The sequence below is a fragment of the Haloarcula litorea genome (genome assembly GCF_029338195.1).
In the GTDB taxonomy this organism is placed as follows: domain Archaea; phylum Halobacteriota; class Halobacteria; order Halobacteriales; family Haloarculaceae; genus Haloarcula; species Haloarcula litorea.
Genome location: NZ_CP119779.1, coordinates 1616510 through 1633372, shown reverse-complemented (window position 1 = coordinate 1633372; position 16863 = coordinate 1616510). Strand labels below are relative to the sequence as shown.

General features: G+C 70.3%; 14 protein-coding genes and 1 tRNA gene. 10 read left to right on the top strand and 5 right to left on the bottom strand.

The features are described from left to right. Positions 1-41: 41 nt before the first annotated feature. Complete coding sequence (locus P0592_RS08705) at positions 42-455, bottom strand: SRPBCC family protein (protein WP_276273882.1); 414 nt, start codon at positions 453-455, stop codon at positions 42-44. A 158-nt stretch (positions 456-613) separates the two neighbouring features. Between P0592_RS08705 and P0592_RS08700 the strand changes: the two genes are divergently transcribed. The 7 genes from P0592_RS08700 to P0592_RS08670 all read left to right on the top strand — a co-directional run bounded on the left by P0592_RS08700 (position 614) and on the right by P0592_RS08670 (position 10698). Beyond that, on the top strand, positions 614-2893 hold the full coding sequence (locus tag P0592_RS08700; RefSeq protein ID WP_276273881.1) for a nitric-oxide reductase large subunit: 2280 nt from the start codon (positions 614-616) through the stop codon (positions 2891-2893). 290 nt (positions 2894-3183) lie between these two features. Next, positions 3184-4347 (top strand): PstS family phosphate ABC transporter substrate-binding protein, encoded by a 1164-nt coding sequence (locus tag P0592_RS08695; protein WP_276273880.1) that lies wholly within the window; start codon positions 3184-3186, stop codon positions 4345-4347. Positions 4348-4432: 85 nt separating this feature from the next. Further along, complete coding sequence (gene pstC, locus P0592_RS08690) at positions 4433-5554, top strand: phosphate ABC transporter permease subunit PstC (RefSeq protein WP_276273879.1); 1122 nt, start codon at positions 4433-4435, stop codon at positions 5552-5554. Beyond that, on the top strand, positions 5551-8202 hold the full coding sequence (gene pstA / locus P0592_RS08685) for a phosphate ABC transporter permease PstA (protein WP_276273878.1): 2652 nt from the start codon (positions 5551-5553) through the stop codon (positions 8200-8202). The genes pstC and pstA overlap by 4 nt, the downstream gene beginning before the upstream one ends. Next, entirely contained in the window at positions 8195-9109 is a 915-nt protein-coding gene (gene pstB, locus P0592_RS08680) for a phosphate ABC transporter ATP-binding protein PstB (RefSeq protein ID WP_276273877.1), read from the top strand. Before pstA ends, pstB begins: the two co-directional genes overlap by 8 nt. Positions 9110-9249: 140 nt before the next feature. Continuing rightward, entirely contained in the window at positions 9250-9996 is a 747-nt protein-coding gene (locus P0592_RS08675) for an MBL fold metallo-hydrolase (protein ID WP_276273876.1), read from the top strand. A 60-nt stretch (positions 9997-10056) separates the two neighbouring features. Continuing rightward, positions 10057-10698, top strand: a complete 642-nt coding sequence (locus P0592_RS08670; protein ID WP_276273875.1) for a cyclase family protein — start codon at positions 10057-10059, stop codon at positions 10696-10698. 6 nt (positions 10699-10704) lie between these two features. Here the strand turns inward: P0592_RS08670 and P0592_RS08665 are convergent, their stop codons facing one another. The 3 genes from P0592_RS08665 to P0592_RS08655 all read right to left on the bottom strand — a co-directional run bounded on the left by P0592_RS08665 (position 10705) and on the right by P0592_RS08655 (position 14557). Then, a complete protein-coding gene (locus P0592_RS08665; protein ID WP_276273874.1) occupies positions 10705-12030 on the bottom strand; it encodes an eIF2B alpha/beta/delta subunit family protein in 1326 nt (441 codons plus the stop codon). A 25-nt stretch (positions 12031-12055) separates the two neighbouring features. Next, positions 12056-13165 carry an aminotransferase class V-fold PLP-dependent enzyme gene (locus P0592_RS08660; RefSeq protein ID WP_276273873.1) on the bottom strand — a complete coding sequence of 370 codons (1110 nt, stop codon included), beginning with the start codon at positions 13163-13165 and terminating at the stop codon, positions 12056-12058. 309 nt (positions 13166-13474) lie between these two features. Beyond that, complete coding sequence (locus tag P0592_RS08655) at positions 13475-14557, bottom strand: aminopeptidase (protein ID WP_276273872.1); 1083 nt, start codon at positions 14555-14557, stop codon at positions 13475-13477. Positions 14558-14643: 86 nt separating this feature from the next. Here P0592_RS08655 and gnd point away from each other — a divergent pair, with 86 nt between their 5' ends. From gnd to P0592_RS08640, 3 genes are all read left to right on the top strand, one after another. Continuing rightward, the gene (gnd, locus tag P0592_RS08650) at positions 14644-15540 is read left to right on the top strand and encodes a phosphogluconate dehydrogenase (NAD(+)-dependent, decarboxylating) (protein WP_276273871.1); all 897 of its coding nucleotides are present in this window, start codon (positions 14644-14646) and stop codon (positions 15538-15540) included. A gap of 87 nt (positions 15541-15627) precedes the next feature. Continuing rightward, complete coding sequence (locus tag P0592_RS08645) at positions 15628-16209, top strand: 2Fe-2S iron-sulfur cluster-binding protein (protein WP_276273870.1); 582 nt, start codon at positions 15628-15630, stop codon at positions 16207-16209. Positions 16210-16250: 41 nt separating this feature from the next. Then, positions 16251-16323: transfer RNA gene (locus P0592_RS08640), tRNA-Arg, on the top strand. A 331-nt stretch (positions 16324-16654) separates the two neighbouring features. On the opposite strand, the gene P0592_RS08635 is transcribed toward P0592_RS08640, so the two are convergent. Beyond that, positions 16655-16861: a hypothetical protein gene (locus tag P0592_RS08635; RefSeq protein WP_276273869.1), complete on the bottom strand. Its 207-nt coding sequence runs from the start codon at positions 16859-16861 to the stop codon at positions 16655-16657. Positions 16862-16863: the final 2 nt, after the last annotated feature.

The following is a 16863-nucleotide window of genomic DNA, read 5'->3' as shown; positions in this document are numbered from 1 at the left end:
GAGGACCGCCACGGGCCAGCGTCCTTCGTCGAACATGTTCGTCACTCCACCCGCTCGGCCAGCCAGTCGAACTGTGCCGCCAGCTCTTTCCGGCGCTGTCGCTGGACGACGCTCTCGTCGAGCAGGCTGCCGACGACGGCGAGCCGGGTCGACTCGTAGTCGGTGGTGGCGGTCACCGTCGTCCCGTCGGCCTCGCCCTCGACGCGGTACTCCGTCCGCATCGACTCGAAGACCCCCTCGACCTGCTCGTAGGCGAGGGCGGCGTCCGTGTCGAGGACGTCCAGCTCCAGTTCGATGTCGAACATCCCGACCCGGTTCTCGATGTGCAGGCGGTCGCCGTCGTACTCGACGCCGTCGAACCCCGCGCCGCGCATAAACGCCGCCGTGTCGCTCATCGCGGCACGGACGGTACCCGGGTCGGCGTCGAAGGTCCGGGAGACCGTGACTGATGCCATACGCGAGGGTCGAACGTCCAGCCCGGTAAAACACCCCCGCGGTTCCCGGCCGGTGAGAAGCGACAGCGCTCGACGGGTGCGAACATATTCGGCCACCCTGCCGTCGGCTGGGAACGCCGTCGGCCGTTGAAACGTGTGGGCGGGGGAGATCCACCCGTATGCAGGTGACCAGACAGACGCTCGCGCGACTCCTCGTGGTCGCGTTCGTCGTCAACCTCGTCGTGATGGGAGCCGGCGCGGCGCTGGCCTACGAGAAGGCCCCGCCGATCCCCGAGCGCATCGAGGGGCCGAACGGCGAGACGGTCGCGACGAGCGAGGACATCCGGACCGGGAAGACGACCTTCCAGAAGGCGGGCCTGATGAACCACGGCTCGATCCTGGGCAACGGCGCGTACTACGGCGTCGACTACACCGCCGACGCGCTGGACCTGAAGGTCCAGTACATGCGTCAGTACCACGCCCAGCAGGACTACGGCACGGACTACGACGCCCTCTCCGAGGAGCGGCAGGCCGCCATCGCCACCCGCGTCGAGGGGCGGCTCGACCGCCGGGCGGACGGCGACGTGGTCCGGTACTCCGCCGCGGAGGTGTACGCCCACGAGCAGGTCCGCGAGGAGTACGTCGAGCGCTACCACGAGGGGAGCCACGAGCGCGGGGTCCCCGAGGGGATGATCGAGAGCGAGTCCGCCGCCCGGAACTTCGCGGACTTCGCGATGTGGACGGCGTGGTTCAGCCACGCCGACCGGCCGGCGGGCGACCACTCCTACACGAACGAGTGGCCCTACGCGCCCGGCGCGGGCAACGACGCCACCGCCGCCGCGATGACCTGGAGCGTCGTCGCGATGGTGTTGCTGGTCGCGGGCGCGGGAGCCGCCGTCTGGCTCTACCGCAGCGTCGACCTCCCCGAACCCGAGGTCGAGGGCATCGACGTGCCCGACCCCGACGACGTGGCGCTGTTCCCCGGCCAGCGGGCCGCGACGCGGTTCATCCCCGTCGCCGCCGGCCTGTTCCTCGCGCAGGTGTTGCTGGGGGGCCTGCTCGCGCACTTCTACATCGAGCGGGCCGCCTTCTTCGGCCTGGGCGAACTGCTTGGGGTGAACGTCCTCCAGTGGCTCCCCTTCGCCATCGCCAAGACCTGGCACATCGACCTCGGCATCCTCTGGATCGCCACGCTGTGGCTCGGGGCGGGTCTGTTCCTCCCGCCGCTGCTGACCGGCCGCGAGCCCGACCGGCAGGGGACGTTCGTCAACGGCCTGCTGGGCGCGCTGGTCGTCGTCGCCGTCGGCGGCCTCGCGGGCATCTGGCTCGGCGCGCAGGGCTTCTTCGACGGCCAGCTCTGGTGGATCCTCGGCAACGAGGGCCTGGAGTACCTCGAGGTCGGCCGGCTCTGGCAGGTCGGCCTGCTGGTCGGCTTCCTCGTCTGGGCCGGCCTCGCCTACCGCGGGTTCAAGCCGCTGCTGGCCGACGAGCCCAGGTACGGCCTCTCGCACCTCATCCTCTACGCGGGCGGCTCCATCGCCCTGCTGTTCTGTGCGGGGATGCTCTACACCCCACGGACCAACATCGCCGTCACGGAGTTCTGGCGCTGGTGGGTCGTCCACATGTGGGTCGAGGGGGCCTTCGAGTTCTTCATCGTCGCCATCGTCTCCATCACGCTGGTGTCGATGAACCTCCTGAAACGCGAGAGCGCCTCCAAAGCCGTGATGTTCGAGGCGCTGTTCGTGATGGGGACCGGCGTCATCGGCGTCTCCCACCACTACTGGTGGATCGGGATGCCCGACCTCTGGGTGCCGATCGGCAGCGCCTTCTCGACGCTGGAGCTCATCCCGCTGGTGTTCATCCTCTACGAGGCCATCAACGAGTACCGCGCGATGATGGCCGGCGGGGAGAGCTTCCCGTACACGATCCCCTTCATGTTCATCGTCGCCTCCGGCATCTGGAACTTCGTCGGGGCCGGCGTGCTGGGGTTCTTCATCAACCTCCCGCTGGTGAACTACTACGAGCACGGTACCTACCTCACGGTCGGCCACGCCCACGCGGCGATGTTCGGGGCCTTCGGCTTCCTCGCGCTGGGGATGGCGACCTACATGCTGCGCATCAGCGTCTCCCCCAGCGACTGGGACGGGACCTGGCTCCGCTACGCGTTCTGGTGCTGGAACCTCGGGCTGGCGCTGATGGTGCTCGTCTCCGTCGTCCCCGTCGGCTTCCTCCAGCTGGAGGTGGCGTTCACGCAGGGGTACGACGCCGCCCGGAGCGTGGCCTTCTACGAACGGCCGCTCGTGGAACTGCTGTTCTGGGCGCGGATGCCCGGTGACACCCTCATCATCGTCGGGACGGCCATCTTCACCGCCGACGTGATCCGCAAGCGGTTCGCCCTGCGGTCGGTGTTGGCTGACGAAGATACGCCGGTGTCCGATCCCGTGGTGTCCGACGATTAGGGAGGACCTCCAGACGGCGAGCGGCGAAGCCACGGGCCAGGCGATCGGAGCCGGCCCCGTCGACGGGCCGAACGGCCGTCGTGCCGGGCTCGCCGCCGAAGCCATTCGAGACCACTACACACCTTATATCGGCCGTCGAGGCGGCGGTTCGTCGAGAGAAATACGCCGGACGGAGGCGGGGTATATAGACAATATAGAACTATTGCGACTCCGGAGCGGTACGGACAGTTCCCACTAGCAAGTAGCACTATTATAAACGGGTTTAATACTCAGACCCCCCTGTTCTGGTGATGACACAGGACGACCAGCGGCTGTCCGACCGCGTCTCGCGTCGCAAATTCATCGCGACTTCCGGTGCTGCCAGCGCGGCAGCCATCGCCGGCTGTTCCAGCGGTGACGGCGGGAGTGGGGGCGGCGGTTCCTCGGACGGCTCCTCCGACGGGTCCTCGGACGGCGAATCGATGGAGGAGACCGAGAACACCGACAGCGGGAGTCAGTCCGGGAGCGTCGGGCCGCTGGAGGCCGGCGGCTCCTCGACGGTCTACCCCATCGCCAATCGCGCTGCGTCCTACTGGAACGCCAACCGCCCGGCCAGCGACGGCGAGTACTGGCCCCACGGCGAGTACGGCATCGAGACGGAGAAGAACCTCGCCGACTACTGGGCCGGGTTGTACGGCTTCGAGGCCGACGGCGACAGCGAGCCGCCGTTCACCGCCTCGGTCGCCCTCTCGCACTCCGGGACCGGCGTCGAGAAGGTCATGGAGGAGCAGATCGACCTCGGCAACTCCTCGGGGAACGTCGAGGACGAACTCCCCGACCGCGACTCCTACGAGGACTTCGTCGACCACGTCGTCGGCGTCGACGGCCAGCCGATCGTCGTCTCCTCGGAGATCGCCGAGGCGGGCCTGGAGGGCATCGACGGGCAGACGCTGAAGGACCTCTACAAGGGCCGCATCAGCAACTGGCAGGAGGTCGACAGCGACCTCCCGGACAAGGACATCCAGGTCCTGGGCCGCGTCAAGGGCTCGGGGACCCGCACCTCCTTCGTCTCCAACGTCTTCGGCAACCCCGAGGAGGACACCTCGGTCGACAACCGCTTCGGACAGAACCAGCGACTCGCACAGGCCATCGCGCAGGCCGACAACGCGATCAGCTACCTCGCGCTGACGTTCCTCGGCACCCAGGGCGTCACGCCGATCTCGCTGACCTGGGAGGGGACGACCTACACCTACCAGGACGACCAGAACGGGCTGGACTCCGCCGACTACCCGCTGTCGCGTGACCTGCACATGTACTCCTGGCAGGGCACCTCGAAGAAGGAGGCCGCCTTCCTGAACATGATCCTGCACGACTTCGGGCAGGCCACCTTCGTCGCGCCCAACGACTACTTCACGCTGAGCAAGCGCCGGCAGGAAGAGCAGACCGCCAAGCTCCCCGACCAGACCCCGGTCTGACGGCCGGACGCCCCCATCGAGCCGCTCGTCGCGACTCGGGAGATATAAGACACAACAGTACGAGGCTATTTTTGATACGAACCAAATGATCGACGACGTCAGGGCTGACGCGCGCGAGATGCTACTCGGTGGGGACGCGTCCGACGGCTCCGTACTCGCCGTCGGAGCCTCGCTGGCGACGCTGGTGGCGGCGATCCTCACGTTCCTGTTCCGGCCGGTCATCGCCGTGCCGGTCCTTGGGGCGTTCGTCATCGTGACCGCCGTCGGCCTGGTGACCTACCAGGCCGAGGTGGCACGGCTCCTCACGCTTGTCGCGACCGTGTTGACTGTGTTGACGGTAACGTTCATCACGATCTTCCTGTTCGCGAGCGCACTGCCGGCGTTTCTCGAACACGGGCTCGGGCTCCTGCTCATCCCGGTCCAGGAGGGACAGGTCCGCTGGTTCTTCTGGTTGGACGCGGTCCTGCCGGCGGGCGAGACCTACTGGAACCCCTCGGGCGGAGCCTACTCGCTGGTGCCGGCCATCTGGGCGACGGTGATGGTGACGCTGATCTCGGCGGCCATCGCCGGTCCGCTGGGCCTGTTCGGCGCGCTGTTCATCGCCGAGGTCGCCAGCGACGGGATGCGCGAGATCATCAAGCCGGGCGTCGAGGTGCTGGCGGGCATCCCCTCGATCGTCTACGGGTTCATCGGCTTCCAGGTGCTCAACAGCTTCGTCCAACGGTCGTTCCTCGACGACGGGGCGAGCTTCCTCATCGCCGGCATCGTCGTCGGCGTGATGGCGCTGCCGACCGTCGTCTCCGTCGGCGAGGACGCCCTCTCGAGCGTCCCCGACTCGATGGGCGACGGCTCCGTCGCGATGGGCGCGACGAAGTGGCAGACGATGAAGAGCATCTCGATCCCCGCGGCCTTCTCGGGGATCTCCGCGGGCGTCATCCTCGGGCTCGGGCGGGCCATCGGCGAGACGATGGCCGTCGCCGCCATCATGGCGGCCGGGGTCGGTCTCGCCGACCCGCTGTACGACTTCTTCGACGCCAGCGCCACGCTGACGAGTCTCATCGCCGTCAACTACGGCAGCGCCTCGGCCAGCACCATCGACGTGCTGTTCGTGGCCGGCGTGATGCTGTTCGTCATCGTCGCCGGGATGAGCGTCGTCTCGCAGTACATCGAACGCCGGATGCAGGAGAAGCTGAAGGGGCAAGCATGAGCGAGGGATACGCGACCGACACGACGCTGGTGACGGCGGAGTCGAACGTCTACGACCGCGCCCTCGACGGCGCGATCGGCCTGAGCGTCGTCGGGTTCACGCTCGGGATGATCACTCTCGTCGACGCCGTCCCGCTGGCCGCGTCCGGCGCGGCGCTCACCGAGTTCTTCGTGACGCTGCTCGCGGTGGTCGTCGGCGGCGTCGGTGCCGTCGGGATCGGCTCCTACGCCAACGTCACCCCCGTCGCCTCCCGGCGCGTCCGCGGCATCGGGATGGGACTGGTGGTCGGCACGCTCCTGCTGACCGTGGTGGCCGCCGCGCTGCCGGTACAGTTGGCGACCCTACTGGGCGGGCTGTTGCTCGTCGAGGCGCTCGCCGTCGCCGCCGCCGGGGTCGTCTCGCGGCTGGAGCTGGTCGACACGGAGCCCTCGACGAGCGCGGGACTGCTGGCCGGCGGGACGTTCACCACCGTGGGTGTCGCCGTCGGCGCTGCCGTCGGCGGTTCGCTGGTCGGGTTCGACACGCCGCTGTGGGCCGTCGTCGCGCTCGGCGTGGGCCTCGGGCTCGGCGCGCTGACCGTGCTCCCCCGCGAGGACCTCGGGTCGACGCTGCCGGCGGCGCTGCTCGTCGGCACGCTCGGTCTCACCGTCGCGACGGCCGTCATCGGGGTCGGCTGGCAGTGGACCCCCGACACGCTGTCCGGTGGGTTCACCGGCGGCGCGGTGATCCCGGTCTTCCTCCTCTCGGGCACCATCCTCTCGGCGTGGTCGGCCGCGAAGTGCCGCGCCGGCTTCGGCGCACGCGGCCGCGAGTACGGGGCCTTCCTCGTCATCAACCTCAACGCGTTCCTGATGGTCGCCGTGATGGTGACCATCGTGGTGTTCGTGACACTGAAGGGCGTCGGCTACGCGCTGCACGGCCTCACCGTCGGCGCGCTCTCGGCGCTCGTCCTGCTCGCTCCGCTGCTCGTGTTCGCGGGGAAGGCCGCCAGCGAGCCCGCGGGCGCGGCCGACTGGCACACGGGCGCACGACAGCTGTTCCGCCTCCTCCCGCTCGCGGTGGTCGGCTCCGTCGCCGCGGTCTGTCTCTCCGTACTGGTCACCGGCAACCGGCTGGCGTACGACTACACCTACACCGTGCTGGTCAACCGGAACTCCAGGACGCTGGACACCTTCCTGGCGGTGACGCCGGAGACGACGGTCGGGTCGCTGCTGCTGGTGGCTCCCGCGCTGCTGTTGACGGTGTACTTCTTCCGGACCTACGGGAACCTCCGGAACGTCGGGTCACACTTCGAGCGGGTCGAGACGCTCCGGCGGAACGTCCCCCTCGTCATCACCGCCGTCGCCCTGCTTGCCGGGCTGTTGGCCGTGGTCGGCGCGTCGCCGCTGGGCCTCCCGGTCGGGCGCACGCTCGGGTTCGGCGTCGTCGTGGCCGGCGCGCTCGCGGCCGCCGGGCTGGCGGCGCTGCCGCTGGCCGGGATCGTCGCCGGGAGCGGGGCGCTCGCCGACCGCGCACAGGACCGCGCGCCGCTGTTCACCGTCGGCGTCTTCGGCGGGCTCGGCCTGTCGACGGTCGTCCTCTTCCTCCAGCCGGCCGCGACCGTCGTCCCGAGCGTCGGACCGGCCAACGTCGTCCCGGCCGCCGCGTTGCTCGCCTGCGTCGTCAGCGCGGCGACGGCCGGCGTCGTCGCCTACGCCCGCAGCGGGAGCGAGGAGACGCTCCAGCGCCGGCTGCTGGGCGAGGAGCTGTCGCTCTCCCTGACCGCGACGGCCGGCTTCCTCGCGCTGGTCGGTCTGCACGTCGCGATCACGAAGGTCTCGTTCACCGTCCTCGGCGTCTCGATCGCCAACGACGGCACCTTCTCCTGGCCGATGGCGCTGCAGGCGTACATCCCGCTGGGGGCCGAACCGGGGGGGATCATGCCGGCCATCGTCGGCACGGTCTGGCTGGTCGTCGGCGCGACCCTGTTCGCGGTGCCGCTGGGCGTCGGTGCGGCCGTCTTCCTCACCGAGTACGCCGAGCAGGGCCGGTTCACGTCGCTGGTCGAGATCGCGACCAACGCGCTCTGGTCGACCCCAAGCATCGTGTTCGGCCTGTTCGGGGCCGCGTTCCTCATCCCCCGGCTGGGTCACGACACCTCGCTGCTGGCCGGGATGCTCGTGCTCGGGTTTATGCTCTTGCCGCTGGTGCTCATCACCTCCCGAGAGGCCATCAAGGCCGTCCCCGACGAGTACCGTGACGCAAGCGCCGCGCTGGGCGTGACACAGTGGGAGACCATCAAGAGCGTCGTCCTGCCGGCTGCGATGCCCGGTGTCATCACCGGCGTCATCCTGGGTGTCGGTCGCATCGCCGGCGAGACGGCCCCGCTCATCCTCGTGCTCGGCTCGACGCTGAACGCGACGGAGGCCGTCCAGGTGATCGACGGCTTCCGCTTCACCGCGTCGCCGCCGTTCGTCGCCAACGAGGCACTGCTCTCCTCGTCGGCGTCGCTGCCGACCCAGGTGTGGGCGATCATCGCCGCCGGCGTCAGCGGGTCGGCACCGCGCGGCTGGGCGACGGCCTTCATCCTGCTGATGGTCGTCCTGACGTTCTACGCCGTCGGAATCACCGCACGGACCTACTTCCGGAGGAAGCTCAACTATGAGTAACGCAATCGACAGCGAGACGGAGATCGAGACAGGCGAACAGACGAGTTCGGTCACGACGGCCGGCGAGAGCGAGGAGGAGGTCCGGGACGCCTGGACCGACTACCGCTTCGACGGACAGCCGAAACTCTCCGTGCGGGATCTCAACGTCTGGTACGGCGACGACCACGCGCTGAAGGACGTCTCGATGGACATCCCCGAGAACTCGGTGACGGCGCTCATCGGCCCCTCCGGCTGCGGGAAGTCGACGTTCCTCCGGTGTCTCAACCGGATGAACGACCGGATCAAGGCCGCCCGCATCGAGGGGTCGGTGCAGTTCGACGGGACAGAGATCTACGACCCCAACGCGAACCTGGTCGAGCTCCGCAAGCGCATCGGGATGGTGTTCCAGTCTCCGAACCCCTTCCCGAAGTCGATCCGGGAGAACATCTCCTACGGGCCGCGCAAGCACGGCGACATCGAGAAGGGGCTGCTCGCCCGGCTGCTGGGCCGCGACGAGACCGAGAAGGAGGCCGAACTCGTCGAGCGATCGCTCAAGCAGGCCGCCCTCTGGGAGGAGGTCAGCGACCGGCTCGACGACAACGCGCTCGGCCTCTCCGGCGGCCAGCAACAGCGGCTCTGTATCGCCCGCTGTCTCGCGGTCGACCCCGACGTGATCCTGATGGACGAGCCCGCGTCGGCGCTCGACCCCATCGCCACCTCGAAGATCGAGGACCTCGTCGAGGAGCTCTCAGAGGACTACACGGTCGTCATCGTCACCCACAACATGCAGCAGGCGGCCCGCATCTCCGACCAGACGGCCGTCTTCCTCACCGGCGGCGAACTCGTCGAGTACGACGACACCGACAAGATCTTCGAGAACCCCGAGAGCCAGCGCGTCGAGGACTACATCACCGGGAAGTTCGGGTAGTCGCGGCTTCGCGCTCCCCGGACCTCGGCGTCGCTGCCGACCCCGCGTCTCCGGTCCCGTCGGGCCTCCGCCGGCGAGGCCCGAACGCCCGCCTCCGAGAACCAGCCCGCTTATCAGTGCCCTCGCCGGTAGACCGAGTGATGACCGTCCACCACGAGGGGGTGACCGTCGACTGGCTGGGCTACGCGACCATTCGCGTCGCCGGCGACGACACCGTCGTCTACACGGACCCCGGGCGGTACGGCGTGCTGACCGGCGAGTGGGAGCCCCACGAGGAGGGCGTGGGCCACCCGCCGTCGACCGACTACCGTGCCGAGGACGCCGACGTGGTCTGTGTCACCCACGTCCACCACTACGACCCCGACGGCATCGAGCGGGTCGCCAACGAGGACACCACCGTCGTCGCCTACGAAGGCATCGAGGGTCGTGACGTCGAGCGCGACCTGCCGCCCATCACCGAGCTGCCCTACGAGGTGGTCGAAGTGGGGAACAAGGCGAACATCGACGTCGACGGGGTGCCGGTCTGGTCGACGCCGGCCCACAACCGACCGGACGGGAACCACACACTGGCCGACGGGACGCCGTACCACCCGGAGGGCTTCGGCTGTGGCTTCATGGTCGAGGTCGACGGCACGCGGCTGTACTACCCCGGCGACAGCGACGTGTTGCCGGGCCACCGGACGCTGGAGACCGAGGTGTTCTGTCCCCCGATCGGCCCGCGGGCGACGATGGACCGCCACGAGGCGGCGGCCCTGGCCGCGGAGATCCGGCCCCGGCTGGTGGTGCCGGTCCACTACAACACCTTCTCGAACCTCGAAGCCGACTCGCGGGCCTTCGCCGCCGACGTGGCACAGGCGGGCGTCCCGGTCGCGCTGGACGAGCGCTGACGCGCTCTCGGCCCCGACACCGAGCGCCAGCGGTTTCCCGCCGGGCCGCGCATCGCCACCGTGCCCACCACCGACCTCACACAGCCGGTCGAGTCGGGGATTCCGACCTACCCCGGCGATCCGCCGGTGTCAGTCGAGCCGCACGCGACCCACGACGCCGACGGCTACCGGGTCAGCCGCCTCTCGCTCGGGAGCCACGCCGGCACCCACGTCGACGCGCCGAGCCACACGGAGGCCGACGGCGACGACGTCGACGACCTGCCGGTCGGTCGGTTCGCGGGCGACGCGGTCGTCGCGGACTGCCGCGGCCGCGCGCCGCGCTCGGCCATCGGTCCCGAGGCGCTACCGGCGGCGGACGCCGACTGGCTGGTGGTCCACACCGGCTGGAGCGGCCGGTGGGGCGACCCCTCGTACCGCGACCACCCCTACCTCACCCGCGACGCGGCCGCCTTCTGCGTCTCGCAGGGGTACGACCTCGCCGTCGACGCGCTCAACCCCGACCCGACGCCGACCGACCGCGCCGGCCCGGGCGAGCCTGACGGCGTCCCGGCCCACCGCGAACTGCTCGGGGCCGGCCGCCTCGTCGTCGAGAACCTCGCGAACCTCGGCGCGGTCCCCGAGCGGTTCGAGCTGTGCGTCTTCCCGCTGAAACTGGCCGGCGGCGACGGGTCGCCGGTGCGGGCCGTCGCCCGCCACGACTGAGCGGGGTCACTCGCCGTCCCCGGCCGTGTCGCCGCTCGCGTCGTCCCACGCCGCCCACTCGCGGTGGGTCGCCGCCAGGTCAGCGACGTCGTCGCCGTCGAGCCGGCCGTCCTCGGTGACGACCGCGGTGACGGCGTCGGCCGGCGTCACGTCGAAGGTCGGGTTCGCGACCGCGACGTCGGCGTCGCCGTCGTAGAGTTCGGTCCCGGCGCGGGGTTCGAGGTCGTAGCCGTCGTCGGCCGCCACCTTGTCGCCGGCCGCGACGACGAGACGGTCGAGGCCGGTCGCGCGGGCCGAAAGCGCCGCGCCGCGGGTCCCGGCCTTGTTGACGACGCGCCCGTCGGACAGCACGCGGTCGGCACCGACCAGCAGGCAGTCGGCGTCCCACGCGACCAGTTCGAAGGCGAGGGCGGCGTCGGAGGTCAGCGTCACGTCGGCGGCGTCGGCCAGCGACTCGGCGACGCCGACCCCCTCACCGCCGGGCCGGGACTCCGCGACCAGCACGGCCGCCGGGTCGCCCCCGCGGATCGCCGCCGCGACGCTCCCCGACCGCGAGAGCGTCGCCACCCGATCCGGGAGGGCGGCGGCCGCACGCTCGGCGGCCTGGCGGTCGGCACCGACGGCGCGCTCGACGCCCTCGCGGGCCGCGCGTTCGACGGCCGCCGGCGTCCCGCCCTCGCCGACCGCGTGCATCGCGTGGTTCACGCGATTCGTCAGCACCGCCATCGAGGGACGGGCGTCCCGGACGCGGCGGGCCAGCGCCGCCAGCGCGGGCCAGTCGTCCCCGTCGCGGTCGGGCGTCTCGTGCTCGTCCCGTCGACCCACCGCCGCCAGCGCCGCCTCGTCGCGCAGCAGCTCCAGCGCCCGGAGCGACAGCCACGCAGAGCCGTGCTCGCGGTCGTCCCGGACCGTCGCCACGCGGGGCCGCACCCGGTCGTAGGCGGTCCAGAGCCGCGGGACCGTCTCCCGGCGCAGGATCGCCGGCGGGTGGACCCAGGCGGTCTCGGTCGTCTCCTCGTTGGCTGTCACGTCCCGGGCGTCACAGTCGAACAGGAACGGGTGGACCGTCCAGCGGGTCCCGCAGTCCTCGTCGGCGAAGGTGAACGGGTCGCCGGCCCGCACCAGCGTCACCGCGTCGCCGAGACCGGTCTCCTCGCTGATCTCCGCGCGGGCGGCGGTCTCGGGCGCTCTGTCCCGCCCCTCGTCGTCGGCGACGTGCCCGGCCACGCCGCCCCACTGGCCGCGGTAGGAGCCGACCGACTCGCTGCGGCGCAACAGGAGCACCTCGCCGCCGTCGCGCAGGAAGCAGGTGACGACGTCTCGCTCGTCCATAGCTGAAGACCGGGCGGCCGGGCAATCAATCCTCGCCGAGTGTGGCGAGCAGGCGGTCGACGTCTCGCTCGTCGTTGAACGCGTGGACCGAGGCCCGCACCGCGTCGGGGTACGGCAGCGACCGGACGACGACGCCCTCGTCGTGCAGGCGCTCGACGGTCGCCTCGGGGTCGTCGGCGTCGAAGGTCACCAGCCCGGACTCGTACCCCTCGGGACTCACCAGGCGGTCGCCGAGGCCGTCCTTCAGCCGGTCGGTCAGGCGCTCGACGCGCTCCTGGATCGTGTCCAGTCCGACCGCCTCGACGGTGTCGACCGCCTCGGCCAGCGCGACGTAGGGTGCCGGCGAGGTGGTCCCGACCTCGAACCGCCGGGCACCCTCGTGGTAGGTGTAGTCGTCGGCTCCCATCTCCGCGACGCTGCGGTAGCCGATGCGGGTCTGTTCGAGGCGGTCGTGGGCCTCGGGGTCGACGTAGAGGAACCCCGCGCCCCAGACCCCCAGCAGCCACTTGTGGCCCGCGGCGGCGACGAAGTCCGCGCCCCAGTCGGTCACGTCGACCGGGTGTTGGCCGACCGACTGCACGGCGTCGACGAGGACCTGCGCGCCGGCGTCGTGGGCGACGTCGACGACCTCGCCGACGGGCAGGCGCGTCCCGTGGGACCAGGTGAGCGAGCTCAGGACGACCAGCCGCGCGTCGTCGACGGCCGTCTTCAGCGCCTCGGGGTCGAGCCGACCGGCCTCGGTCTCGACGACGCGGACCTCGACGCCGTGCGTGTCCGCGAGGCGGTCCCACGGCAGCGTCCCGGCCGGGTGTTCGAGGTCCGTCCGCACCACCACGTCGCCGGGCCGCCAGTCGACGGCGGCGGCGACGCGGTTGATCCCGTCCGCGGTGCTGTTGGTGAAGGCCACGTCCGCCGGTGGGGCCCCGACGTGGCCCGCCACCGTCTCGCGTGCGTCCGCCAGCGCGTCGAACGCGACGGCGTATGGGTCCGTCGCCGGTGCCTCGAAGGCGTGTCGCTCCAGGAAGTCGGTGGCGGCCCCGACGACCCGCCGAGGGCTCGGGCCGCTGGCTCCGGTGTTGAAGTACGTGCAGTTGCCGAGCGCCGGGATCGACGCCCGCAGTTCCGCAGGGTCCATAGCGGTCCCAAGCGCCCCCGGCCCTTGAGGACTGTGCGTGCCGGGGAACACCGATCTCAGTCGGCGAAACGGGCGTGGTCCCCAGTACCACGTGACTGCTCAGCCGGAAGGTTCTTAATTATCACCGTCGAAGTCGGGCTTGCACCCGTTTTGGGTGCCACCACCCCCACCCCCCACCCCTTTCCGTATATCTCTCTCCGGTCGCTCCCGGCCAGCGGCCGCTTCGGTCGCGCCCCTCGCTACTCCGCCGCGGCTCACTCCGTTCGCCGCAGCGGTCTCCGAGAGTCCTCGCTGGCGCTCGGACTCTCGCTACTCCCACACGAAGACCCCGTCCTCTTGGACGGTCTCGCCGTCGACCGCCAGCCGGGACCCCTCGCCCATCGTCGTGATGAGGTCCTCGTGGACGGCGCTGTCGTTGCCGCTCTCGCCGTCGGGCAGGCAGGCGTCGTAGGCCCGGCCCAGCGCCAGGTGGACGGTGCCGCCCATCTTCTCGTCGAAGAGGATGTTGTCGGTCACGCGGTCGATGCCGCGGTTCATCCCGATCCCGAGTTCGCCGAGGCGTCGGGAGCCCGCGTCCGTCTCGACGACCGATCGGATCACGTCCTCGCCCTGCGTGGCCGCGATGTCGACGACGACTCCGTCCTCGAAGGTCAGTTCGACGTCCCGGACCCGGCGGCCCCGGACCGTCATCGGCACGTCGAAGGTGACGACGCCCTCGGTGTCCTCCGGTGCTGTGAACACCTCGCCAGAGGGGAGGTTGTGGGAGTCGTAGGCGACGCTGGCCGCGGAGTTGACCGCGGTCCGGCCCGCGATAGACATCGTCAGGTCGGTGCCGTCGGCGACCAGTCGGACCTCGGAGCCCTCGCCGAGGAGCCCCTTCAGCCGGGCCTGCTCCTCCGCGAGGCCCTCCCAGTCCCGGAGCGTGGCGTCGTAGACGAAGTCCCGGTACTGCTCGTAGGCCATCCCGGCCTGCTGGGCCATCGCCCGCGTCGGGTGCTGGGTCGAGACCCAGTCGGTGTCCAGCCGGGCCTCGCGGACCCCCTGTCGGGCCGAGGCGTGGGCCGCGCGGCGCTCGTCCGGCACGTCGGCGGTGCCGGCGGTGTTGTTCGTGCCCTTCAGGATCAGGACGCTGTCGGCGCGCTCGTACAGCGCCCGCTCGTAGTCGGGGTCCCCGTCGAAGTCGCCGTCGTGGGCCCGCAGGTACGCGCGGGTCAGCTCGTCGGAGCTGTACGTCGCGACCAGGTTCGCGCCGCGCTCGCCCAGCTGCTCGGCGACGGCCACGCCCAGGTCGTGTGCGCCCTCCTCGACGCTGACGACGACGTCGTCGCCGGCCTCGACGCGGGCGCTCCAGTCGACCAGGGTCCGTGCGTGTTCGCGTACGCGCTCGTCCATAACCGTGACGACGGACGGACCGCTGGAAAGCGTACCGCTCCCACCCGAACCGCAACCCATACCTTCCCGGTCGGTGAGTTCGGGGTATGGAACTGGGCGTCGTCGGACTCGGGCGTATGGGTCGTATCGTGGTCGATCGCGTGCTGGCGGCGGGCCACGACGTGGTCGTCTTCGACATCGACGAGGACGCCGTCGCCGACGCCGCCGACGCGGGGGCCGAGCCGGCCGACTCGATCCCCGACCTCGCCGAGTCGCTGGGCGAGGACAAGCGGATCTGGCTGATGGTCCCCGCGGGCGACCCCGTCGACGCCGCGCTGGACGAACTCGACGGCCACCTCGACGGCGACGACGTCGTGGTCGACGGCGGCAACTCCCACTTCGAGGACTCCGTCCGTCGGGCCGAGTCGACGGAGGCGGCGTATCTGGACTGTGGCACCTCCGGCGGCCCCGCCGGCGCGGAACTGGGTTTCTCGCTGATGGTCGGCGGTCCCGCGTGGGCCTACGAGGAACTCGTCCCGGTGTTCGACGCCGTCGCCACCGGGTCGGCCGGCCACGACCGGATGGGGCCGGCCGGGTCGGGTCACTACGTGAAGATGGTCCACAACGGCGTCGAGTACGCGCTGATGCAGGCCTACGGCGAGGGGTTCGAGCTGCTCGCGAACGGCCGCTACGACCTCGACCTCGAGGCGGTCGCGCGCACCTGGAACAACGGCGCTGTCATCCGGTCGTGGCTGCTGGAACTGTGCGAGGAGGCGTTCCGCGAGGAGGGCAACGACCTCGGAACCGTCGCCGACCGCGTCGAGGGCGGCTCGACCGGCACCTGGACCGTCCAGGAGGCGCTGGAACAGGAGATCCCGCTGCCGCTGATCTACCAGGCGCTGGCCGAGCGGTTCGGGTCCCGGGCCGACGACGGCCGGTTCTCGCGCCGGCTGGCCAGCCGCCTCCGGTACGGCTTCGGCCGCCACGACGTGCCCAGACGCTGAGCGGTCGGCCGAACACGTTTCCCCGACTCGTCCGGCGAAACGGGCGAATCCAAAGCTTAGTTAAACCAGTACTCCATAGCCGCCGATATGGTTTCACTCGCAGGGCTCCTCGGCGGGGCCACGCTGACCCTCATCGTGGTGGCGTTCCACTACGCGAAGGGGACCGGGTGGGAGGCACCCGAGGACATCTCACAGGAGGTGCTCGAGCAGCGCGCCGAGACGGTGCCCGAGACGGACTTCCCCGAGCCGTACAACCGCTCCATCGGCGGCGGCGGCGCGGCCGCCATCCCCGCCGGCGAGGGCGGTGCCGAACTCGCCGAGGGCGAAGAGGAGGAGGAAGACGACAGCTTCGACCCCGCGGACATCGCCGAGGACGACGTCGAGTACTACGAGATCGAGTTCGCCAAGGAGGGCGAGACCATCGAGGTCGCCAACAACGAGAACCTGCTCGACGCCGGCGAGGACGAGGGCTGGGACCTCCCCTACGCCTGCCGACAGGGGCAGTGTATCTCCTGTGCCGGGCAGATCACCGACGGCCCGGCGGAGGACTACATCCGTCACAGCCAGAACGACTCGCTGATGGACGACGACATGGAGGAGGGGTACTGCCTGACCTGCGTGGCCTACCCCACGGACGACTTCACGCTGGAGACCAGCGAGTCGCCCTGACTCACAACTGTTAAACGGACCCGCCGGGTACGTCTCTTCGAGGGCGGCTAGTTCAGCGGACAGAACGCCTGGTTCCGGACCAGATGGTCGGGGGTTCAAATCCCTCGCCGCCCGCTATTCTGCGACGAACGGACGTGAGGAGCGAATAACGAACCGAAGAGGGATTTGAATCAGGGAGTGGAGCGAAGCGGAACGACCGTGGTTCAAATCCCTCGCCGCCCGCAGCGTTTCGCTGCGAGCAACACGCGAGCAGCAAACGTGCTGTGCGAGGGATTCTGAGCCCTGCCAGTCGCGCGCAGCGAAGCGAGCACGTCTGGCTCCGGTTCAAATCCCTCGCCGCCCGCTTTTCCTGCGAACGAAGCGAGCAGCGTACGCGATGGACGTGCAAAGAGGGGCGGCGAGCGACAGCGAATCACGCGGTCGGGCTCAGATCCGCCGCCGGGGGCTACGCGTTCGAGAGTGTCGCCCGGACCGGCTCGACGGCGTCGTCGCAGTCCTTGCAGCGGGTCTTGTCGATGGCGACGTACACGGTGTTGCAGGTGCGACACTGGAACAGCGACGACTGTTCGCGGATCGACTTGGTGTCGTCCTCGGACCCCGAGGAGAGCGTCTCGTTGATGCGGTCGCGGAGTTGGGTGATCGGTGACGTCACGT